The 21788-nt window shown below is 70.1% G+C and carries 23 protein-coding genes; 12 read left to right on the forward strand and 11 right to left on the reverse strand.

The window, feature by feature from the left end; all coding sequences use genetic code 11:
* Positions 1–89: 89 nt before the first annotated feature.
* From N803_RS03695 to lpdA, 3 genes are read right to left on the reverse strand one after another with little or no spacing between them, the layout of a single operon-like run.
* The gene (locus tag N803_RS03695) at positions 90–1001 is read right to left on the reverse strand and encodes a TIGR01777 family oxidoreductase (protein ID WP_245616996.1); all 912 of its coding nucleotides are present in this window, start codon (positions 999–1001) and stop codon (positions 90–92) included.
* Positions 1001–2899 carry a 2-oxoglutarate dehydrogenase, E2 component, dihydrolipoamide succinyltransferase gene (gene sucB / locus N803_RS03700; RefSeq protein ID WP_035902810.1) on the reverse strand — a complete coding sequence of 633 codons (1899 nt, stop codon included), beginning with the start codon at positions 2897–2899 and terminating at the stop codon, positions 1001–1003. Before sucB ends, N803_RS03695 begins: the two co-directional genes overlap by 1 nt.
* A gap of 39 nt (positions 2900–2938) precedes the next feature.
* Positions 2939–4318, reverse strand: a complete 1380-nt coding sequence (lpdA, locus tag N803_RS03705; RefSeq protein ID WP_035902812.1) for a dihydrolipoyl dehydrogenase — start codon at positions 4316–4318, stop codon at positions 2939–2941.
* A gap of 222 nt (positions 4319–4540) precedes the next feature.
* Between lpdA and N803_RS03710 the strand changes: the two genes are divergently transcribed.
* Positions 4541–4879: a hypothetical protein gene (locus N803_RS03710; protein ID WP_035902813.1), complete on the forward strand. Its 339-nt coding sequence runs from the start codon at positions 4541–4543 to the stop codon at positions 4877–4879.
* Positions 4880–4975: 96 nt separating this feature from the next.
* Positions 4976–5167 carry a DUF5302 domain-containing protein gene (locus N803_RS03715; protein WP_035902814.1) on the forward strand — a complete coding sequence of 64 codons (192 nt, stop codon included), beginning with the start codon at positions 4976–4978 and terminating at the stop codon, positions 5165–5167.
* A 171-nt stretch (positions 5168–5338) separates the two neighbouring features.
* Here N803_RS03715 and N803_RS03720 read toward each other — a convergent pair whose 3' ends face one another.
* Positions 5339–6904, reverse strand: coding sequence for a leucyl aminopeptidase (locus N803_RS03720; RefSeq protein WP_052111732.1), 1566 nt, complete (start codon positions 6902–6904; stop codon positions 5339–5341).
* Between the two features lie 61 nt (positions 6905–6965).
* Here N803_RS03720 and gcvT point away from each other — a divergent pair, with 61 nt between their 5' ends.
* Genes gcvT through N803_RS03735 form a run of 3 tightly spaced genes read left to right on the forward strand, consistent with a single transcriptional unit; the run spans position 6966 to position 8798 of the window.
* On the forward strand, positions 6966–8078 hold the full coding sequence (gcvT, locus tag N803_RS03725; RefSeq protein WP_035902817.1) for a glycine cleavage system aminomethyltransferase GcvT: 1113 nt from the start codon (positions 6966–6968) through the stop codon (positions 8076–8078).
* 10 nt (positions 8079–8088) lie between these two features.
* Complete coding sequence (locus tag N803_RS03730) at positions 8089–8586, forward strand: OsmC family protein (RefSeq protein WP_035902818.1); 498 nt, start codon at positions 8089–8091, stop codon at positions 8584–8586.
* Positions 8583–8798, forward strand: a complete 216-nt coding sequence (locus tag N803_RS03735; RefSeq protein ID WP_035902819.1) for a hypothetical protein — start codon at positions 8583–8585, stop codon at positions 8796–8798. Before N803_RS03730 ends, N803_RS03735 begins: the two co-directional genes overlap by 4 nt.
* A 10-nt stretch (positions 8799–8808) precedes the next feature.
* Here the strand turns inward: N803_RS03735 and N803_RS03740 are convergent, their stop codons facing one another.
* The gene (locus N803_RS03740) at positions 8809–9390 is read right to left on the reverse strand and encodes a DUF3043 domain-containing protein (RefSeq protein ID WP_035902820.1); all 582 of its coding nucleotides are present in this window, start codon (positions 9388–9390) and stop codon (positions 8809–8811) included.
* Positions 9391–9466: 76 nt separating this feature from the next.
* Between N803_RS03740 and N803_RS03745 the strand changes: the two genes are divergently transcribed.
* On the forward strand, positions 9467–10840 hold the full coding sequence (locus tag N803_RS03745; protein ID WP_035902823.1) for a dipeptidase: 1374 nt from the start codon (positions 9467–9469) through the stop codon (positions 10838–10840).
* Between the two features lie 14 nt (positions 10841–10854).
* A complete protein-coding gene (locus tag N803_RS03750) occupies positions 10855–11910 on the forward strand; it encodes a glutathione S-transferase family protein (protein WP_035902824.1) in 1056 nt (351 codons plus the stop codon).
* 122 nt (positions 11911–12032) lie between these two features.
* On the opposite strand, the gene nadA is transcribed toward N803_RS03750, so the two are convergent.
* Positions 12033–13226, reverse strand: a complete 1194-nt coding sequence (gene nadA / locus N803_RS03755) for a quinolinate synthase NadA (protein ID WP_035902825.1) — start codon at positions 13224–13226, stop codon at positions 12033–12035.
* 194 nt (positions 13227–13420) lie between these two features.
* Between nadA and N803_RS03760 the strand changes: the two genes are divergently transcribed.
* The 3 genes from N803_RS03760 to N803_RS03770 all read left to right on the forward strand — a co-directional run bounded on the left by N803_RS03760 (position 13421) and on the right by N803_RS03770 (position 16868).
* Positions 13421–15034: a M28 family metallopeptidase gene (locus N803_RS03760; RefSeq protein ID WP_052111733.1), complete on the forward strand. Its 1614-nt coding sequence runs from the start codon at positions 13421–13423 to the stop codon at positions 15032–15034.
* A gap of 165 nt (positions 15035–15199) precedes the next feature.
* Positions 15200–16363 (forward strand): glycerate kinase family protein, encoded by a 1164-nt coding sequence (locus N803_RS03765; protein ID WP_035902828.1) that lies wholly within the window; start codon positions 15200–15202, stop codon positions 16361–16363.
* A 118-nt stretch (positions 16364–16481) separates the two neighbouring features.
* The gene (locus N803_RS03770; RefSeq protein WP_035902829.1) at positions 16482–16868 is read left to right on the forward strand and encodes a HesB/IscA family protein; all 387 of its coding nucleotides are present in this window, start codon (positions 16482–16484) and stop codon (positions 16866–16868) included.
* 104 nt (positions 16869–16972) lie between these two features.
* On the opposite strand, the gene N803_RS03775 is transcribed toward N803_RS03770, so the two are convergent.
* From N803_RS03775 to N803_RS03785, 3 genes are read right to left on the reverse strand one after another with little or no spacing between them, the layout of a single operon-like run.
* A complete protein-coding gene (locus N803_RS03775; RefSeq protein ID WP_035902830.1) occupies positions 16973–17698 on the reverse strand; it encodes a flavodoxin family protein in 726 nt (241 codons plus the stop codon).
* An 18-nt stretch (positions 17699–17716) separates the two neighbouring features.
* Positions 17717–18241: a hypothetical protein gene (locus tag N803_RS03780; protein WP_035902832.1), complete on the reverse strand. Its 525-nt coding sequence runs from the start codon at positions 18239–18241 to the stop codon at positions 17717–17719.
* Positions 18238–18582, reverse strand: a complete 345-nt coding sequence (locus N803_RS03785) for a PadR family transcriptional regulator (protein ID WP_035902833.1) — start codon at positions 18580–18582, stop codon at positions 18238–18240. The genes N803_RS03780 and N803_RS03785 overlap by 4 nt, the downstream gene beginning before the upstream one ends.
* A gap of 123 nt (positions 18583–18705) precedes the next feature.
* Between N803_RS03785 and N803_RS03790 the strand changes: the two genes are divergently transcribed.
* Both N803_RS03790 and aat read left to right on the forward strand, forming a co-directional pair.
* Positions 18706–19689, forward strand: coding sequence for a carbohydrate kinase family protein (locus N803_RS03790; RefSeq protein ID WP_035902834.1), 984 nt, complete (start codon positions 18706–18708; stop codon positions 19687–19689).
* A gap of 19 nt (positions 19690–19708) precedes the next feature.
* Positions 19709–20398 (forward strand): leucyl/phenylalanyl-tRNA--protein transferase, encoded by a 690-nt coding sequence (aat, locus tag N803_RS03795; RefSeq protein ID WP_035902835.1) that lies wholly within the window; start codon positions 19709–19711, stop codon positions 20396–20398.
* A gap of 3 nt (positions 20399–20401) precedes the next feature.
* On the opposite strand, the gene N803_RS03800 is transcribed toward aat, so the two are convergent.
* Positions 20402–20620, reverse strand: a complete 219-nt coding sequence (locus tag N803_RS03800) for a sulfurtransferase TusA family protein (protein WP_035902836.1) — start codon at positions 20618–20620, stop codon at positions 20402–20404.
* Positions 20617–21747 carry a cysteine desulfurase family protein gene (locus tag N803_RS03805; RefSeq protein WP_035902837.1) on the reverse strand — a complete coding sequence of 377 codons (1131 nt, stop codon included), beginning with the start codon at positions 21745–21747 and terminating at the stop codon, positions 20617–20619. The genes N803_RS03800 and N803_RS03805 overlap by 4 nt, the downstream gene beginning before the upstream one ends.
* Positions 21748–21788: the final 41 nt, after the last annotated feature.

The following is a 21788-nucleotide window of genomic DNA, read 5'->3' on the forward strand; positions in this document are numbered from 1 at the left end:
GCGGGCGGTCCAACCGTCCTGACCCGAGCGTGCGGGCGGTCGCACCGCCCCGACCCGGACGTGAGGACGTGGAGGACTGGCCGGCCGTCCTAGCCGGACTGGCCCACCATCCACTCGATGGCGTCGCGCACGTTCGTGTGTTCGTGTTCGAAGCCGCTCTCCAGAAGTCGCTCCGGCAGTGCTCGCTGACTCGACACGATCTCATTGCCCATCTCGCCGACGACGACCCGGAGTGCCAGGCGGGGGGCCGGCACGATCGCCGGGCGATGCAGCGCCCGGCCCATCTCCGAGGCGATGTCGCGCTGGCGGGCTGGCTCGGGGCCGGTGAGGTTGATCGCGCCCTCGAGGCGGTGATCGAGGACGTGCTCGATCGCGCGGACATGATCGTGCAATGTGATCCACGGCCAGAAGTGACGCCCGTTGCCGAGCGGGCCGCCGAGACCGAGCTTCGTGAGTCGGAGCAGGGGTCGCATCGCGTCGCCGTCGCGTCCGAGCACGATGCCGGTCCGCAACCGTGCCACGGGTGCCCCTGCGGCCCGTGCGGCTTCGGTTGCGCCTTCCCAGGCGTGCACGAGGTCGACGAGGAAGCCGGTGCCGGCTGCACTCTCCTCGGTCAGGATCTCGTCACCGCGATCACCGTAGTAGCCGACCCCGGACGCGTTGAGCAGGGGAACCGGTCGACCGGTCTCGGCGATGGCGTTCGCGAGCGCCGTCGTTCCGTCGGTGCGGGACCTGAGGAGTTCGACCTTCTGGCGGGCGTTCCACCGCCGCGCGCCGAGACTGGCTCCGGCCAGATTGATCACGGCATCGACACCGTCGAGGACCTGGGGGTCGAGTCGCCTCGTCGACGGATCCCACGAGACCTCGGTCGCATCCCGGGAGGGCCGACGGACGAGCCTGACGACGTCGTCCCCCCGCGCGCTCAGGGAACGACACAGCGCACCGCCGATCAAACCGGACGAGCCGGCGACGGCGATGCGCTGTGGCATCGGATCAGACATCAGAGACCCAGGTCGGACTCGAAGGCACCCTCCTCGAGCCGGTCCTTCACCGTGCTGAGGAAGCGGGCCGCGTCGGCACCGTCGACGATCCGGTGGTCGTAGGACAGAGCGAGGTAGACCATCGAGCGGATGGCGATCGTCTCGCCACCATCGGAGTCCTTGACCACGACGGGCCGCTTCACGACCGCACCGGTGCCGAGGATGGCGACCTGCGGCTGGTTGATGATCGGCGTGTCGAACAGGGCGCCGCGCGATCCCGTGTTGGTGATCGTGAAGGTGCCACCGGCCAGGTCGTCCGGCGTGATCTTGTTGGTCCGGGTGCGCTCCGCGAGATCGGCGATGTTGCGCGACAGTCCGGCGATGTTGAGGTCACCGGCGTTCTTGAGCACGGGCACGATGAGGCCCTTGTCCGTGTCGACGGCCATGCCGACGTTCTCGGTGCCGTGGTAGGTGACGTTGTCGCCCTCGATGCTCGCGTTGACCGTCGGGTGCGCCTTGAGCGCCTCGATGGCGGCGAGCGTGAAGAACGGCAGGAAGCTGAGCTTGCTGCCCTCGCGACGCTGGAAGTCGTTCTTGGCGCGGTCGCGCAGTCGAGCGATCTTCGTGACGTCGACCTCGACGACCGTCGTGAGCTGAGCGGACGTCTGCAACGACTCGACCATGCGCTTGGCGATGGTCTTGCGCAGGCGGGTCATCGGCTGCGTCGTGCCACGCAGGCTCGTGTCGACCGGAGCCTTCGTGGCGGGGGCCGGGGCCTGACCTGCACTGGCCGCAGCAGCAGGGGCGGCGGGAGCGTCCGCCGGCGCCTTGGCGGCCTCGGCCGCAGCGAGCACGTCCTGCTTGCGGATGCGTCCACCGACGCCGGTGCCCTTGACCGACCCGAGGTCGATGCCGTTCTCGGCAGCGATCTTGCGCACGAGGGGCGTCACATAGGCGGAGGCGTCCTGACTGTCACTCGCGTCCGAGGACTCGGGAGCGGCCGGGGCAGACGCAGGAGCAGGAGCCTCAGCGGCCGGGGCCGGGGCCGGGGCAGCTGGAGCAGCAGCCTCAGCAGCGGGAGCAGCCGGGGCGGGCGCCTCGGAGGCAGCCGGGGCCTCGGGCGCTGCTGGAGCCTCGGTGGCAGCGGGGGCTGCCTGCTCGGCCGGTGCCGGAGCAGGCTCGTCCGCCGGAGCCTGGGGAGCCGATTCGGCGGCCTGGGCGGACTCGGCGGCCGGAGCGGCAGCGTCGCCACCGACGATCGCGAGGTCCGCGCCCACGGGAACGGTCTCGTCCTCCTGGACCAGAATCTTGCTCAGGGTGCCGGCGACCGGCGACGGGATCTCGGTGTCCACCTTGTCGGTCGAGACCTCGAGGAGCGGCTCGTCGACGGCGACCTCGTCACCCTCGGCCTTGAGCCAGCGGGTGATGGTGCCCTCGGTGACCGACTCGCCCAGAGCCGGCATCGTCACGGTCGTGCCGCCGCCACCACCGGAGGAGGGTGCGGGAGCCGGGGCCTCGGGCGCGGGTGCCGGCTCTGCCGGCGCAGCCGCCGGCTCAGCGGCAGCGGGTGCCGCAGCGTCGGCCGCGGGTGCCGGAGACTCGGCAGCTGGAGCCTCGGCGGGGGCGGCCTGCTCGGGCGCCGCAGCGGCATCCTGTGCCGGGGCGTCACCAGCGGCGGCGGGTCCGTCTCCGATGACGGCGAGGTCGGCGCCGACGGCCACTGTCTCGTCCTCTTCGGCGAGGATCTCCTGGAGGGTGCCAGCGACGGGCGAGGGGATCTCGGTGTCCACCTTGTCGGTGGAGACCTCGAGCAGCGGCTCGTCGACCGCGACCTGGTCACCGACGTTCTTGAGCCACCGGGTGACGGTGCCCTCGGTCACGGACTCGCCGAGGGCGGGCATGGTCACACGTTCGGACATGGTGTCTGTTCTCCTTATCGACGGTGGCGTGCGTCAACTCTAGTTGTGAGCATGCAGCGGTTTGCCAGCGAGCGCCAGATGAGCCTCGCCGAGTGCTTCGTTCTGAGTGGGATGGGCGTGGATGAGGGGCGCCACGTCGTCGGGGTGTGCCTCCCAGCCGACGATGAGCTGGGCCTCGCCGATCTGTTCGCCCATCCTCGCCCCCACCATGTGGACGCCCACAACCGGGCCGTCCTTCTGGCGAACGAGCTTGACGAAACCCTGGGTCTGGAGGATCTGCGACTTGCCGTTGCCGCCGAGGTTGTACTCGTAGGTCTCGACCTCGCCGTGGACCTCGCGGGCCTGGGCCTCCGAGAGTCCGACCGAGGCGATCTCGGGGTTGCAGTAGGTGACACGTGGGATCGACGACTCCTCGAGGGGCCGCGGCGACAGCCCCGCGATCTCCTCGGCGACGAAGATGCCCTGCTGGAAGCCGCGGTGCGCGAGCTGGAGGCCGGGAACGATGTCTCCCACGGCATACACATCCTCGACTCCGGTCCGGAGGCGCTCATCAGTGGTGACGAATCCGCGGTCGAGCGTGACACCCGCCTCGGCGAAGCCAAGGCCGTCGGTCACGGGTCCGCGACCGACGGCCACGAGAAGCAGGTCGGCCTCGATGGACGTGCCGTCCTCGAGCGAGACGGTGACGACGTCTCCGTCCTGAGTGGCGCCGGCGAACTTCACGCCCGTCTTCGCGGTGATCTTGCGCTTGCGGAAGGCGCGTTCGAGGACCTTGGAGACGGCCTCGTCCTCGGCGGCTACCAGTCGGGGCAGAGCCTCGACGATGGTGACCTCGGACCCGAACGAGCGGAACACCGATGCGAACTCCACACCGATGACTCCGCCACCCAGGACGACGACGCGGTCCGGGACGAAGTCGAGCTGCAGGGCCTGCTCGCTCGTCATGACGCGGCCGCCGATCTCGAGGCCGGGCAGCGACTTGGGGTACGAGCCGGTGGCCAGGACGACGTTGCGACCCGTGAGGCGGCGGCCGTCGACCTCGACAGTGGACCGGTCCACGAGATGGCCGGAACCCTCGACGAGCTCCACCTTGTGGGCCTTGGCCAGACCGAGGAGGCCCTTGTGCAGACGCCCGATCACGCCGTCCTTGTAGGCGTTGACGCCGGACATGTCGATCGACTCGAGCGTCGTCTTCACGCCGAACTGCTCGCCCTCACGGGCCGTGTCGGCGACCTCTGCGGCGTGCAGCAGGGCCTTGGTCGGGATGCACCCGACGTGGAGGCACGTGCCGCCGAGCTTGGCCTTCTCGACCAGGGCCACGGTGAGCCCGAGTTGTGCGGCGCGGAAGGCGCAGGCGTAGCCGCCACTCCCGCCTCCCAGGATGACAACGTCGTAGGTGTTCTCGGCGGTGGCCGGCATCCGTGCTGCTCCCTCTGTTCGCTGGGGTGGCGCGGGTCGTGCGGGTCTCGCCGATCTCGCGTCAGTCGCGGCCCATCCTGTCACTGCGTCGTGGCCCCCGTCACATGAGGTCCGGACGGTCCGTCGGCAGAGTTGCCGACGTTCCGCCGATGGAGCCGGTATGCCGGTCGGCGTCCGGCGAAGTCACACCCGCCTCCCAGCGCTGTTCCGTATCGTTGCGCCATGGCGTGGTTCAGACGGCGAAAGAGCGGGACTCCTGCACTGGGGGCTTCTGCGCCGTCGAAGGACGACCTCCGGCGCGCGAAGGTGCACTTCGAGGAGTTTGCACGGAGCCGTCGCGGGGTCGAGGCCTTCGTCGAACCCGCGACGAACGTCACCGCAACGACGGTCATCCTCATCGCCCACGACGGCGAGTGGACGCGGCGCGCACTGCCGTCACGGCAGGACGCGTTCAAGCTGGCGAACGAGCTTCACCTCCCCACCTACGACGTCAACCAGACTGGCTACCCGCAACGCATGCGCGACTGGAACGCGCGCCAGCGCGGACGCGGATCGCTCTGACAGCCGGGCAGCTTCCTGCCGGAGACAAAGGTGTGGCCGACCCCGCGCCGGGCGTGCGAGAGTGAGCGGGACCGCACCACCGATCCAGGAGGCACCGTGTCCGAATCCAAGAGTTCCCGCCCCACGCCGAGCGAGGACATGAAGAAGAAGTTCCGCGAGGCCCTGGACAAGAAGCACGCGCACGGCGGCGCCGACGTGTCCGACCGGGGCGAGCACGGCAAGGTCGACCACGGCCACGGTCCGGAGACCTCCGGCCGGGAGCAGATGTTCCGCCGCAAGTCCGGCTGATCGGTCGGCTGAGTCCGGCTGGGCGGCTCGGCGAAGCTGCCACGCCACTCCGAACAAGAGAAACGGGTCCGGAGCAAGGGAACAGTTCCCTTGCTCCGGACCCGTTTAGCGGGTCACCCGTAAAAAGTGAGGCGGGTGGGGTGAGGTCTGGCCCGTGTGGTGCGTGGTGGGTCAGGCCGTGTGGTTCTCGACGAGGTTCACGAGGGTCGCGACGCCGTAGCCGGTGCCGCCCTTCGGGATCGCGCCGTCGGCGCCCTTCTCGTTGAACGACGGGCCGGCGATGTCGACGTGGGCCCACTTGATGCCCTCGGCGACGAACTCCTGGAGGAAGAGGCCGGCGGTGAGCATGCCGCCCCAACGGTCGGCCTTGTGGGCGAGGTCGGCGACGACGGAGTCCAGCCCGGCGCGCAGCTCGCGGGGGAGCGGCATGGCCCACGAGTCCTCACCCTCGGCAGCACCCGCGGAGACGACCGTGGAGCGGAAGTCGTCGTCGTTGGCCATGACACCGGCCACGCGGGCACCGAGCGCGACCATCTGGGCGCCGGTGAGGGTGGCGATGTCGACGATGACGTCGGGCTTGCTCTCACCCGCGAGGCAGATGCCGTCGCCGAGGACCATGCGCCCCTCGGCGTCGGTGTCGATGATCTCGACGGTGGTGCCGTTGCGCATTGTCACGACGTCACCGGGCCGCTGCGCCGTGCCCGAGGGCATGTTCTCGGCCAGACACAGGTAGCCGGTCACCGGGACGGGTCCGCCCAGCTCGGCGGCGGCGATGACGGAGGCGGCCACGGCGGCGGCCCCGGCCATGTCGGACTTCATCGTGAGCATGCTCGCCGACGGCTTGATGCAGAGGCCGCCGGAGTCGAAGGTGATGCCCTTGCCCACGAAGGCCACGCCGCCCTTCTTGGCGCGGGACCCGCTGGGGGAGTAGGTCATCGTGACGATGCGGGGCGGGTTCGCCGAGCCCTGACCGACGCCGACGATGCCGCCGAACCCACCCTTGGCGAGAGCCTTCTCGTCGAGAACCGTGACGGTGACCTTGCCCGAGGACGCGGCCACGGCTGCCTTGACGCGGTCGACGAACAGCTGCGGCGTGAGCAGGTTCGGCGGGGTGTTGACGAGGTCGCGAGCGAAGTCGCGCGCCGACCCGATGACCGCAGCACGCTCGACAGCGCCCTTGACGGCCTTGCCCTGACCCAACGACGACACGACCGTGATCCTGGGGCCGGTCGTGGCCGCCTTCTTCGCAGTCGCCTTCTTCGCGCCGGGGGACACCTTGGTGGAGGTGGCGTCGAAACCGTAGACACCGGCATACGCACCGTCGGCAACGGCGGCGAGCGCGGCCTCGTCCTCGGCGGGAAGCGCCACAGCGACGGTCGCCTTCTTCGCGACCGAACGCAGGGCCGCACCGGCGGCTGAACGCAGGGCGACGGTGTCGACCTCGGCTCCGGCTCCGAGGCCGGTGACCACCACGGCCGTCGCGGCCACGTCGGGCACGGCCACGACACGAACGGTCTCTCCGACCTTGGCCTTGGCCTCGAGGTCGGTGAGCACGGCGGCGAGGTGCGCCGCGGCAGCCGCGGGGAGGCCGTGACCGTCTGCGAGCGTGGCGCCCGAGTCGGTCGAGACGGAGCCGACGACGAGCGCGTCGACCTTGAGGCTTGCGGCGTCGCGCGTGGTGAGGTTGAGGCTGGGCACTGCGGTCACTCCTGAACTGGTGCGGGTGGGCGAGATCATCACCCCTTCGCCCCGCACCCTAGTCGCGACCTGGATCACACCCCCGCGATACGGTTCCGACATGACCGATCTGTTGCACTCTCCCGTCCATGACCGCCACGTCGCGCTCGGCGCCAAGATGGCCGACTTCGGTGGGTGGGAGATGCCGATCGAGTACCCCGGCGGTGGTGTCGTCGCGGAGCACACGGCGGTCCGCGAGCGCGTCGGCCTCTTCGACGTGAGTCACCTCGGCAAGGCCCGGGTCAGCGGTCGTTCCGGTGACCTCAGCGCCTTCGACTTCGTCAACTCGTGCCTCACCAACGACCTGCGCCGCGTCGGTCCGGGCCAGGCGCAATACACGCTCTGTTGCCAGGACGACGGTGGTGTCGTGGACGACCTCATCGCCTACGTGCGCAGTGAGGACGACGTGTTCCTGATCCCCAACGCCGCCAACACGGCGACGGTGGTCGACATGCTGCGCGCCGCCGCGCCGGAGGGCATCGAGGTCGAGAACCTTCACGACGCGTATGCCGTGTTCGCCGTCCAGGGTCCGCTCAGCGATGAGGTGCTCACCGAGCTCGACCTGCCCGTCGACCACGACTACATGTCCTTCGCCGAGGCCGAGTGGGACGGGCAGCCGGTCATCGTCTGCCGCACCGGCTACACCGGCGAGCGCGGCTACGAGCTCGTCCCCGCGTGGGGCGCCGCGGGCGCCCTGTGGGACGCCCTCGCCTCAGCGGTCGCCGATCAGGGGGGTATGCCGGCCGGTCTCGGCGCGCGCGACACCCTCCGCACCGAGATGGGCTACCCGCTGCACGGCAACGACCTCAGCACCGAGATCACGCCGGTCATGGCCGGTGCGGCATGGGCGGTCGGCTGGGACAAGGACACCTTCTGGGGCAAGGACGCACTTGCCGAGCAGCGTGCCGCCAAGACGTCGCGCCTGAACCGAGGTCTCGTCGTGACGGGCCGCGGCATCCCTCGCGCCCACTGCCAGGTGCTCAAGGACGGGGAGGTCGTCGGCGAGGTGACCTCCGGGACGTTCAGCCCGACTCGCAAGGAGGGCATCGCGCTCGCGCTGCTCGAGCGGTCGGTCGGCATCGGTGACGAGGTCGTCATCGACGTCCGCGGGCGCGAGATCCCGGCGACCGTGACGAAGCCGCCGTTCGTCGAGGTCGGCGTCCGCGAGAGCTGAGGCGTCCGGCATGGGTGCACACGGCGGAGACCACGTCTACCGCGCCACCCTCGCGTGGGACGGCTCGGACGGGTCCACGGGAGGCGGCTACACGGCATACACGCGTAGTCATGACGCTGCGGTGCCGCCGGCGACGGAACCGTTCGCCCTCAGCGCCGACCCGCACTTCCGGGGTGACGCGACCCGCGCCAACCCCGAACAGCTCCTCGTCCTCGCGGCCAGCTCGTGCCAGCTGCTGTCGTTCCTGCACGTGGCGGCGACCGCGCGGCTCGACGTGCTCGACTACACCGACGACGCCGAGGGGCTCATGCCCGCCGACTCCGTGCCGATGCGAATCACGCGAATCACGTTGCGCCCCAAGGTGTTGGTGGCCGCGGGCAGTGACGTCAGCCGCTTCGACGAGCTCATGCACGAGGCGCACGAGAGCTGTTTCATCGCCAACTCACTGACCACCGAGATCGTTCTCGAACCGACCGTCGAGATCGCACCGAAGGAGCAGACAGCATGACCGAGGCCTGGACCTGGACCTACGAGAACGCCGAAGGTGCCGCCGTCAGCGGGGAGCCGACGACGGACACGGCCTTCCCGACGCAATCTGACGCGGAGAACTGGTTCGGCGAGGTATGGCGTGAGCTGGCGGACGCCGGTGTCAGTGCCGTGACGCTGCACCGAGACGGGGAGAAGGTCTACGGACCGATGCCGCTCGACGCGTCCGTCTGACTGCCTCGGTCTAGCCGGGGTACTCGCCGCGCTTCACGACCGGACGCGGCATACGGGTGCGACGCATCTGGAAGGACCGCATCGCCGCGTAGAAGCCGTCACCGCGCTGGACCGCGTCGTCGCCGTACTTGGCCACGAGCTTCTTCTTGATCCGGCGCCACGCGAGGAAGGTGTCGACGACAGCGGCGGCGATCAGGCCGTAGACGAGGACGAACACGATGAGCATCGCCCACGGCTGACGAACGAACGACAGCGCCAGCACGATGAGCATGACCGGAAGCATGAACTCGGCGATGCCCCACCGCGCGTCGATGTAGTCGCGGATGAACCGCTTGACCGGACCCTTGTCGCGGGCGGGCAGGGCCGACTCGTCGCCGGTGAGCATGGCCTGGCGCTGCTTGGCCATCTGTTCGCGACGCTTGGCGCGGTCGGCGTTGCGCGCCGCCTTGCGGTCGGTCACGACGAGAGGCTGCTTGCGGGCCGCCTCCTGGTCGCGCCGCTTGGGCGTCGGGCGGTTCTTGGCCCCATCGCGGGCAGGCTGCGTCGCCTGCTCCGTGAGCTCTTCGTTGGTGGTCTTGCTGCGTCCGAACACCGACTGAGTGTATGCCGGACGGCTGGGTCCCCCACACCGTCCTCACCTTCGCGAAGGGCTGGGTAGGGTCGGCGACGTGACCGACACCACCAACACGGCTGCCCTGACCGAGCTCCCGGAGCTGCGCGAGACCGTCCGCGCGCTCATGCCCCAGCTGCGGGCCGACCTCGAGAACCTCACCCGGATCCCGAGCGTCTCGCTGCCCGCATTCGACCAGAGCCACGTCGACGCGTCGGCCGAGGCGACCGCTGACCTGTTGCGCGCCGAGGGGCTCGACGTCGAGATCGTGCGTGAGGGTGGCGCGCCCGCCGTCATCGGCCACCTCGACGGACCCAAGGGTGCTCCCACGGTCATGCTCTATGCCCACCACGATGTGCAGCCGCCCGGAGACGACGCGGACTGGGACTCGGCACCGTTCGAGCCGACCGAGCGCGATGGTCGTCTCTACGGTCGCGGCGCGGCTGACGACAAGGCCGGGATCATGGCCCACATCGCCGCACTGCGTGCCCACAAGGGGCGGCTCCCCGTCGGCGTCACCGTCTTCGTCGAGGGCGAGGAGGAGATCGGCTCGGACTCGCTCATGACGATCCTCGAGCGCCACGGCGACAAGTTGCGGGCGGACGCCATCGTTCTCGCGGACTCGATGAACTGGGACATTGGCACCCCGGCCCTCACGACGACGCTGCGCGGCCTCGTGCGCGTCGTCGTCACGGTGACGACGCTCGACCACGGCATCCACTCGGGCATGTTCGGTGGGGCCGTACCCGACGCGATCACGGCCCTCGTTCGTCTCATCGCAACCCTCCACGACGACGAGGGCAACGTGGCCCTCGCCGGGCTCAAGTCGGGCGAGGCGGCCGACCTCGACTTCTCCGAGGAGCGCCTGCGCGAGGAGTCCGGACTCCTCGACGGCGTCTCGACGATCGGTTCGGGCCCGCTCCTCTCTCGCATGTGGACCAAGCCGTCGCTCACGACGATCGGGATCAACGCCCCGTCCGTCGAGAAGTCGTCCAACACCTTGGTGCCGTCGGCGTCGGCCAAGCTCTCCATGCGAATCGCCGCTGACGAGAACCCTGCTGACGCCTTTGCGGCCCTTGAGAAGCACCTGCGTGACAACGCCCCGTGGGGCGCGAAGGTGGAGATCACGCTCGACGACCAGGGCTCGGGCTTCGCCGCGGACGCGAGCGGTCCCGTCTACGACCAGGCCCGTGCGGCCTTCGCCGATGCGTGGGGCAAGGAGCCGGTCGACATCGGTGTCGGCGGGTCGATCCCGTTCGTTGCCGCCTTCGCCGAGCGCTTCCCCGATGCCGCGATCCTCGTGACGGGTGTCGAGGACCCGGACACCCGCGCCCACGGCGCGAACGAGTCCCTGCACCTCGGCGAGTTCGAGAACGTCTGTGTCGCCGAGGCTTCGCTCTTCGCGCGGCTCGGCGCCATGCCCCGGGACTGAGGCGGGAGGCGACGATGTCCACGGACGGCACCACGGCGAACCGCCAGGGCACCTACGTCGAGGCGGACTACCAGCGCGACACGGCATACATCGAGGACCGGATCACCCGCGACAGCGAGACGTGGCCGGTGGAGGCGGGGCGCTACCGCCTCGTCGTCGCGCGGGCCTGCCCGTGGGCCAACCGCGCCATCATCGTGCGACGCCTCCTCGGTCTCGAGGACGCGATCTCGATGGGGATCTGCGGGCCGACGCACGACGCCGACTCGTGGACCTTTGATCTCGACCCCGGCGGCGTGGACCCGGTGCTGCGTATCCCGCGCATCAAGGACGCCTACCTGCGCCGGTTCCCGGACTACCCCAAGGGCATCACCGTGCCGGCGATGGTCGACGTGCCCAGCGGGGGAGTCGTGACCAACAACTTCCCGCAGATCACGATCGACTTCTCGACGGAGTGGTCGGAGTTCCACCGCGACGGGGCGCCACAGCTCTATCCGGAGCACCTGCGCGCCGACATCGACGAGGTCAACAAGCGCGTCTACACCGAGGTCAACAACGGCGTCTACCGCTGCGGGTTCGCCGGGACGCAGAAGGCGTACGACGCGGCATACGAACGGCTCTTCACCGCACTCGACTGGCTCGAGGAGCGGCTGGCGACCCAGCGCTACCTCGTCGGCGACACGATCACCGAGGCCGACGTCCGGCTCTTCACGACCCTGGCGCGGTTCGACGCGGTCTACCACGGCCACTTCAAGTGCAACCGCACCAAGCTCACGGAGATGCCGGTGCTGTGGGCCTACGCGCGCGATCTCTTCCAGACGCCCGGGTTCGGCGACACGACCGACTTCACCCACATCAAGAGCCACTACTACGAAGTGCACCGGGACGTGAACCCGACGGGCGTCGTGCCGCAGGGCCCGGACCTGTCGGGTTGGGCGACGGCGCACGGGCGCGAGTCCCTGGGTGGACGCCCGTTCGGCGACGGCACGCCTCCCGGCCCGCCACCCGAGGGTGAGCGCGTGCCGACGGCGCACAACCCGCACGTCGGCGCGGACGGACTCATCCAGGTCTGAGCCTCAGGGCCCACCAACAACTGCGCCGGTCGCGCGACCGGCGCACCGATTGGTGACCGGCGTCCGCATGCGAGCGCCGGTCACGAACTTCTGCGCCGGTCGCGCGACCGGCGCAGACGTGGTCAGTCCTTCGACGTCTCGCCCGGGAGCGCGAGCATCTGGTCGAGCGCCCGGCGCGCGTCGGCCGCCACCTGCTCGTCCACACGGATCGGGTTGACGACGCGACCCTCGACGAGCGACTCGAGCGCCCACACGAGATGCGGGAGGTCGATGCGGTTCATCGTCGAGCAGTAGCAGACGTTCTTCTCGAGGAACGCGATCCGCTGCTTCGGGAACTCCTGGGCGAGGCGCTGCACGAGGTTGAGCTCGGTGCCGACGGCCCACGCGGTCCCGTCCGGTGCAGCAGCGATCGTCTTGATGATCTTCTCGGTCGAGCCGACCTCGTCGGCGAGCTCGACGACCTCGTGCCGGCACTCGGGGTGGACGATGACCTTGACGTCGGGGATCTCGGCCCGCGCCGCCTCGACGGCCTCGACCGAGAAGCGACCGTGGACCGAGCAGTGGCCGCGCCACAGGATCATGCGGGCTGCCTGCAGCTCCTCGACCGTCAGGCCGCCCATGGGACGGTGCGGATCCCACACGACGCAGTCCTCGAGCGACCCGCCGAGGTCGCGGGCCCACGTGTTGCGACCGAGGTGCTGGTCGGGCAGGAAGAGCACCTTGCCCTTGCCGTCGACGCCGCCCTTCTCGTCCAGGGCCCACGTGAGCGCGGTCTTCGCGTTGGAGGACGTGCAGACCGTCCCGCCGTGACGACCGGTGAAGGCCTTGATCGCTGCCGACGAGTTCATGTAGGTCACGGGGACGACCTGGTCAGCCACGCCGGCCTCGACGAGCTGCTCCCAGCAGTCCTCGACCTGGGCGATCGCGGCCATGTCGGCCATCGAGCAGCCGGCGGCGAGGTCGGGCAGGATCACGGTCTGCTCGTCGCTCGTGAGGATGTCGGCGGACTCGGCCATGAAGTGCACGCCGCAGAAGACGATCCACGGGGCGTCGGGTCGAGCAGCCGCCTCCTTGGCGAGCTTGAACGAGTCACCCGTGACGTCGGCGAACTCGATGACCTCGTTGCGCTGGTAGTGGTGACCCAGAACGAAGACCTTGTCACCGAGAGCCGCCTTGGCCGCGCGGGCACGCGCCACCAGGTCAGGGTCCGACGGTGCGGGAAGGTCGCCGGGGCACTCGACGCCGCGCTCGGTGCGCAGGTCGCGGCCCTGACCGAGGACGAGGAGGGGGAGTGGGGCAGCAGGCGTGGTCGTCACGAACCGATCGTATGCCGGTGGGTCCCGCTCGTGGTCCGCGCCCCGAAGCCGGCGGGCGGGTGGTTTCGGGGATCAGCTTTGCTCCCAAACCTGTTGCGGGGTCGTTCTGCCCTCTACGGTGGCCGTGGTTCGTCTCGCACGAACCGAGAGACCACCTGCAATGGGGCAGGTGGCCATCCCCGAAAGGCACAACCGTGAAGAAACAGGACCTTACCCGCGCCCTGTGGCTCCGTCTCGGAGCAGCGGCTGGTGGAACTGCCCTCGTGCTGGCGGCCTCGGCGCCGGCTGGAGCAGATCCCGCCAACAACACCTCCGCCAAGCTGCGCAAGGCCGTCACCACGGCCGGCGTCATGGAACATCTGGAAAACCTTCAGGGCATCGCCGACGCCCACGACGGCACCCGGGCATCGGGCACGCCGGGCTACGCCGCATCACGCGACTACGTCGTGGACCGCCTCGAGGCGGCGGGCTACTCGCCGACCGTCCAAGCGTTCGAGTTCCCCTTCTACCGCGAGCTGTCCGAAGCGACGATGGCCCAGGTCTCGCCCACCGCGAAGACCTACGCCAACGGCACCGAGTTCGCGTCGATGACGTACTCGGGCTCGGGTCAGGTGACGGCCGCGGTCACGAACGTCAGCCTCACCATCCCGCAGACCAACCCTGCCGGGGCCACGGTCTCCGGCTGCTCCGCGGCGGAGTTCGCCGGCTTCCCGGCCGGCAACATCGCCCTCATCCAGCGCGGCACGTGCACCTTCGGCGAGAAGGCCGTCAATGCCCAGGCCGCCGGCGCCTCGGCCGTCGTGATCATGAACGAGGGCCAGCCCGGTCGGACCGATGTCATCGCGGGCACGCTCGGCGCTCCGGACGTCACGATCCCCGTCCTCGGTACGAGCTACGAGGTCGGCGCCGAGATCGCCTCGACGCCCGGGATCGTCCTTCGGATCGGCACCGAGACCGAGTCGGCCATCCGCACGACGTGGAACGTCTTCGCCGAGACGGCCAAGGGCAACCCGGACAACGTCGTCATGGCCGGCGCGCACCTCGACAGCGTCGTCGAGGGCCCGGGCATCAACGACAACGGCAGCGGCAGCGCAGCCATCCTCGAGGTCGCCGAGCAGTTCGCCAAGGTCGCGCCCAAGAACAAGGTGCGCTTCGCGTGGTGGGGCGCCGAGGAGCTCGGCCTCCTGGGCTCCGAGCACTACGTCGCCGACCTCGTCGCCAACGACCCGGAGGGTCTGGCCGACATCGGCCTGTACCTGAACTTCGACATGGTCGGTTCTCCGAACTACGTCCGGTTCGTCTACGACGGCGACAACTCGCGCTTCCCCGTCGGCCCGAGCGCCGCCGAGGGACCCGCCGGTTCCGGCGCGATCGAGGACCTCTTCCACGACTACTTCGCCTCGGCGAACCTCACGTCGGAGGAGACGCCGTTCTCGGGACGCAGTGACTACGGGCCGTTCATCGAGCAGGGCATCCCTGCCGGTGGCCTCTTCACCGGTGCCGAGGGCGTCAAGACGGCCCAGCAGGCAGCAGTCTTCGGCGGTCAGGCCGGCGTCGCGTACGACGTCTGCTATCACCAGGCCTGCGACACGCTCGCCAACGTCAACGAGTCCGCGATCGACGAGAACTCCGACGCCATCGCACACGCCGTGGTGACCTACGCGATGAGCACGGCGGACGTCAACGGTGGCAAGGGTCGTCCGGCCTCACCTCCCGGGCAGCACGTCGACGGCACGCCGGTCGGCGCCGGCACCGAGGGCGGTGGCGGTCTGCACGACCACGACCACGGTCACGGCGACCTGTCCTGACGATGGTCCACCCGTCCTGATCGCCAGGACCGGTTCCGGTCACAGATCCGGTTCTGATCACAGGTCCGGGACCGTGGATCGACACAATTGAACAGCACGGCAGAGGGCCGGCCACCACGTGTGGCCGGCCCTTCGCCGTGCCAACGGACGCGCTAGCGTTCCTGCGTGCACGTCGTCCTCGCCCCAGACTGTTTCACCGGAACCCTCACGGCCACCCAGGCCGCGGAGGCGATGGCAGCCGGCTGGCACGACACGGCGCCGCACGACACCCTGACCCTCCTGCCGCTGTCGGACGGCGGGCCCGGCTTCCTCGACGTGCTCGCCGGAGCACTGAGCGGCGAGACGGTGGCCCTCACCGTGAGCGACCCCCTGGGGCGGGAGGTGCCCGCAGCGATCCTCGTCGTCGACGTGGAGGGCGAGCGGACGGCATACGTCGAATCGGCTCAGGCCGCAGGCCTGCACCTCCTCGCGCCCGAGGAGCGGAACCCGGCGGTCACGAGCACGTGGGGCGTCGGGCAACTGCTCGCGGCCGCGCTGGAGCACTCGCCGCAGCGCATCGTCGTCGGGCTCGGTGGGAGTGGGACCAACGACGGCGGCGCAGGACTGCTGGCGGCGCTCGGGGCGGGCCCGGCAGAGCACCTCGCGCGGGGAGGGAGCGCCCTGGCCAAGGCCCCCGACGACGCGCTCAGCGGCCTGCTTGCGGCCCGCGAACAGTTCGCAGGGGTCGACCTGGTCGTGGCCACGGACGTCGAGAATCCGCTCCTCGGCTTCAAGGGGGCCAGCGCCGTCTTCGGACCGCAGAAGGGCGCCACCCCGGAACTCGCGCAGGAGCTCGAGGGGGCGCTCGGCCGCTTCACCGAGATCGTCGCCCGCACCCTCCCGGTGCCGTTGGACCTCCTGAGTGGCGGTCCGCGGCGGCTCGATCGTGAGCCCGGAGCCGGGGCGGCCGGTGGACTCGGCTACGCCCTCTTCCTCCTCGGTGGGCGACGCGTCAGCGGGGTCGAGCTGGTGCTCGACGCGGTCGGGTTCCACGACGTCGTGCGCCGATCGGACCTCGTCGTGACGGGGGAGGGCACCTTCGACTGGCAGAGCCTCGACGGCAAGGTCGCCGCCGGTGTCGCGATGGCTGCCCTCGAGGCGGGTCTGCCGAGCATCGTCCTCGCCGGGCAGGTCATGGTGGGCCGGCGCGAAACGATGGGGCTCGGGATCAGCGGCACCTACGCCGTCGCCGAGGCACCCGCCGAGGTCGACGCCGCCCTGCTCGATCCCGTAGGGACCCTGCGAGCGCGGGCGGCCCGCGTCGCCCGCACGTGGTCCCCTGCTCGGTGAATCCGACGAGGGGACGTATCCTGAAGAGGTCTCGGGAACAGAACGCGGCTGCCAGCAGTTGCGCCTGATGCACCACCACAGACCATCCCGAGCCCCGACGCAGCACAGGAGTCACCTCATGACCGAGCTCGACACGACCCCGCAGACGAGCCCCGCGGCCACCGTTGAAGATGCGCCCGCGCACGGCGTTCTCCTCACGGACCTCGCCGCTGGCAAGGTCCGCTCGCTCCTCGAGCAGGAGGGCCGCGACGACCTCCGCCTCCGCGTGGGCGTCCAGCCCGGCGGCTGCTCCGGCCTGATCTACCAGCTCTACTTCGACGAGCGCAGCCTCGACGGTGACCTCGTCCGCGACTTCGACGGTGTCGAAGTTGTCGTCGACCGCATGAGCAGCCCCTACCTCGAGGGCGCCACGATCGACTTCTCCGACACCATCGAGAAGCAGGGCTTCACCATCGACAACCCCAACGCGGGCAGCTCCTGCGCCTGCGGCGACTCGTTCAGCTGACCGAGCCACGCGGCATACGAAAGGGCCCCTCACCACGGCGGTGAGGGGCCCTTTCGCATGTGGCTCTCGGTATGCCGTCCGATCGCGCAGGCGGGTCGCTTGCCTCAGCGGTACTCGGGGTTGGGGTGGTCGAAGTTCGCACCCTGGTCCCACTTGGTGCGTTCGTTGCCACCGGCGGGGAACCCGCCTGCCTTGCGCAGCATCCAGGCCAGGTGCATGAGGTTCCACGTCATGAAGGTCGTGTTGCGCTGGGTGAACTCGTTCTGCGGCCCGCCGCTGTTCGGGTCGAGGTAGGACGGGCCCGGACCCGCCTCACCGATCCACCCGGCGTCGGCGTTGGGCGGAATGGAGCAGCCGAGGTGCTGGAGGCTGTAGAGGATGTTGGAGGCGCAGTGCTTGATGCCGTCCTCGTTGCCGGTGATGATCGTGCCGCCGACCTTGCCGTAGTAGATGTACTGCCCGCGGCCGTTCTTCATAGCGCTCATGGCGTACAGCCGCTCGATGACCTGTTTGGTGACGCTGGAGTTGTCGCCGAGCCAGATGGGGCCGGCGATGACGAGGATGTCGCTGGCCCGGACCCGCTCGAAGATCTCGGGCCAGGCGTCGCTCTCCCAGCCGTGCTCGGTCATGTCCGGATAGACGCCGGTGGCGATGTCGTGGTCGATCGGTCGGAGGACCTCGACCTCCACGCCGTGCTTCTCCATGATCGCGGTGCTCACGTCGATGAGGCCCTGCGTGTGGCTCGTCTCGGGTGAGCGTTTGAGCGTGCAGTTGAAGAACATGGCCCGCAGGCCGGTGTAGTCCGCGTCCTGCCACTGAGGTGTGTCCATGTCAGGCACTCTGCTCCGTCAGTCGGCGACCGACAAGGGCTGACGGCTGCGCAGGCGACGCCAGGGCTGGGCGACCAGCAGGAACGTCAGGAGCGGCCCGACGATGAGCTGCCACGGCGCCGTCACGCCGGCCTCGAGGGTGCCCGGGGATGACTGCGCCGTGAAGGTCGTGCCCCACCACGGGAACGGGTGCACCGACACGGGGGAGGCGACCCCGGCGGCCTCGGCGGTCTGGATGACCGTGAGGGAGGTGAGCGCCATCCACAGGGCGAGGATGAGGAAGACGGCTCCGGCCCAGATGCTGCCCTGGGACCAGCGGGGGCGGGACGGGTCCGTCTCGGTCGCGGCATACGCGAGCTCCTTGGGGGAGCCGATGCCGAAAAGCGCTCGGGTGGCGCCGATGTCGGCCGTGGCCTCGCTGAGGTTGGCGCGCAGTTCCCGGCGCAGGTCGCGCCGTCGTGGGCCGTTGACGCCGCGCATCTCGAGCCAGAAGTCGTAGCGGAGGATGGCGGTTTCGGTGCGGATTCGGTCGATGAGGCTCATGCGGTTTCCCCTGCCTGCTGAGGTGTGGTGGCGACGGAGACCGACCGGACGAGGTCGCTCCACGCCTGCCGACGGTGAGTGAGCTCGGCGTGGCCGGCCGAGGTGATGCCGTAGTACTTCCGGGCCGGGCCGGAGTCGCTGCGGACGAGGTGGGATGCGAGGAGCCCGGCGCCCTCGAGGCGGGTGAGGGCGGGATAGACGGTCCCCTCGGCGAGGTCGTCGAACCCCGCGGCGCGCAGCTCGGTGACGAGTCCGTAGCCGTAGTTCTCGGTGGTCGACAGCATGCTCAGGAGGAGGAGGCCGAGGACTCCCTTGAGCATTTGCGGGTCGTGGGTGGGCATGAGGCCACCTTCCTCGCCACTACTCAACAATGTCAAGTACCTGACGAAAGATAGTCGGGTATGCCGTCCGCTTGCCGGGTGTTGTGTCCTCCCGTCGGGAGCCGAGCGGGTAGGTTGCCGACCGTGCGTATCGCTGTGACGGGATCCATCGCCTCTGACCACCTCATGACCTTCCGGGGTCGCTTCGCGGACTCGCTCGTCGTCGAGCAGCTCGACAAGATCTCGGTGAGCTTCCTCGCCGACACCCTGGAGATTCGCCGAGGGGGAGTGGCGGGCAACATCTGCTTCGGCATGGCGGCACTGGGCCAGCGACCCCTGCTCGTCGGCGCGGCCGGTGAGGACTTCGCCGACTACCGCAGTTGGCTGACGCGGCACGGCGTGGACTGCGACCACGTCCTCATCTCGACGACCAAGCACACCGCGCGGTTCGTGTGCACGACCGACGACGACATGGCTCAGATGGCGACGTTCTATGCGGGCGCCATGAGCGAGGCGCGCCTCATCGAGCTCGGCCCGATCGACTCGCAGGAGCACCTCGACCTCGTCCTCATCGGTGCCAACGACCCGGCCGCCATGCTGCGGCACACCGAGGAGTGCCGCAGCCGTGGGCTGACCTTCGTGGCCGACCCGTCGCAGCAGCTCGCCTTCGCCGACGGGCCGTTCATCCGCCAGCTCATCGAGGGGGCGGACTACCTCTTCACCAACGAGTACGAAGCGCACCTCACCGAGCAGAAGACCGGCTGGAGCGCCAGGGACATCGAGGCCCAGGTGACCACCCGCGTCATCACCAAGGGCAAGGACGGCGCCGTGATCTTCACGCGGGGCGAGGACCCCATCGAGGTCCCCATCGCCGGTGAGGCGCACCGGGCCGACCCGACCGGCGTCGGTGACGCGTTCCGTGCCGGCTTCCTCACGGGCCTGTCCGCCGGGCTGTCCCACCGCCGGTCCGCCGAGATCGGCTCCCTCCTCGCGACCTACGTCCTCGAGACCGTCGGCACGCAGGAATACACGCTCGGCAAGGCCGCCTTCCTCGACCGCCTCGCGCAGTCGTACGGCGATGAGTCCGCCGCCGACGTCGAGCCGCACATCACCTGCGCGAAGCCCTGACCCCTCGCACGGACCGGCCGTGAGCGTCCCGTTCCCTCCCGTCGAACCGCCGCCCACCGATTGGGCCCTGGGTCATCTGCGACCGAGCGATGACGAGGACCTCGTGGCAGCCGGGGCCGACCTCGAACCGGGCACCGTGCTCGCGGCCTACCGCGCCGGGCTCTTCCCCATGGGGCTCGGGGACCACGGGGCTCGCCCGATCGGGTGGTGGTCTCCCGAGCCGCGTGGCGTGCTCGTGCCTGCCGACTTCCGCGAGCGTCGATCGCTCAAGAAGGCGCGGGCCCGCTTCGAGATCCGCGTCGACACGGCGTTCGTCGACGTCATGAGGCGCTGCGCGGATCCCGAGCGCGAGGGGCGCTGGATCACCGCCGAAGTCATCGCGGCCTACACCGAACTGCACCGCCTCGGCTGGGCGCACTCCGTGGAGACCTGGCTCGACGACGAACTCGTCGGTGGCCTCTACGGCATCGCGGTGGGTGGACTCTTCGCCGGCGAGTCGATGTTCCACTCGGCCCGGGATGCCTCCAAGGTCGCCCTCGCGGCGCTCGTCGACATCGTCTCGGCCGACGGCGACGGTCGCCGGCTCATCGACGTCCAGTGGGCGACCGAGCACCTGGGGCGGCTCGGGGTCGTGGAGTGGCCGCGGGAGCGCTACCTCGCTGCGCTCGGCGAGGCGTTGCAGGCGCCGCAGGTGCGTTTCGGAGACTGATCGTCAGCCGAGAACGACGGTGTATGCCGTGTGCTCGCCGTCCCGCTCCAGCGTCACCGAGTGCCCGCGCATCCGGGCCCAGGCCGGAATGTCGGACTCGGCCGCAGGATCATCTGCCAGGACGAGCAGCGTTGTGCCAGAGGGAAGTTCGCGGGCCAGACGAGCGAGACGGATCACCGGCAGGGGGCACTTGAGGCCGCGCGCGTCGAGGTCGGGGCTCACAGGTCATCGGCTCCGAGACGGGCTCGGATCTCACGCACCACGGTGCCGAGCTCGCGGCACAGTGTCTCGACGTCACGCTCGCGCTCCGGGGAGACGCTGGCCAAGGGGAGGGTCACCCGCACATTGCCGTGGGTGAGGGCGCCCATGGCGGCCAGGACGTGACTCGGCTCGAGGCGGCTGGAGGTGCAGGCTGATCCGGACGCGACGAGCACACCGCGCCGATCGAGGGCGTCGACCAGGCTCTCACCGTCGACATAGAGCGCGCTGAAGGTCACGACGTGGGGGAGTCGGTCCGTCGGATCGCCGACCACGTCGACGTCCGGCACCGCCGACGCGGCCGCCCGGATGCGGTCGACCAACTCGCGTGCCGCGGCGGCCTCGACCTCGCGGGCATGCTCGGCCTGTTGCCAGGCCTCCGCCGCCGCCAGGGCGAGCGGAACCCACGGATCTGCCGGCTCCCGGCCGTGCTCGGGCTCCCAGCGCGGCCCCGGCGGATCGAACCGCGTGCCCGTGCGCACGACGAGGACGCCCAGTGGCGGCCCCGCGACCGTGGCGGCGTCGCCGACGAGGACGTCATGGGCCGAAGGTGTGTCCACCCGCCCCAGGGACGACGTGCCGTCGACCAGCAGCGGAAGGCGCGCTGACCGGCATACGTCAAGGATCTGCTCGAGGGGCTGGGTGGTGCCGACCTCTCCATTGGCCTGCTGGATCGCGACGGCGGCCGTAGGGCCGCCCGACTGCAGGGCGGATCGAAGGGCAGCCAGATCGACCCGGCCGAGCCCGTCCACGGGCAGCGGCGTGCGCCCGGGATCCGCCTCATGGGCCTCGTGGAGCAGCACGGCCCGGTCGACGGCGGACGTGAGGAGGCCACGGCCCGCGCGGCGCCGCCCGTGGAGCAGACCGGCGACCCCGATCCGGAGCGCGTGTTCGGCACTCGGGTGGAAGCTCACCTCGTCCGGACGAGCCCCCAGCGAGGCGGCCAGACTCTCGCGCGCGCGATCGAGGAGGTGCCGGGCCCGCCGACCCTCCCGATGGAGCCGGCGAGGGTCGGCCCACCCCGCATCGAGCGCCGCGAGAAGCGTCTCGCGCGCGGCGGGATGAAGCGGGCTGCGGGTGGCGTCCAGCACGCCATGACCGTAACGCCCCCCGTCCCTTCGAAGTTCCACAC

It is taken from the genome of Knoellia subterranea KCTC 19937 (assembly GCF_000768685.1).
Classification (GTDB): domain Bacteria; phylum Actinomycetota; class Actinomycetes; order Actinomycetales; family Dermatophilaceae; genus Knoellia; species Knoellia subterranea.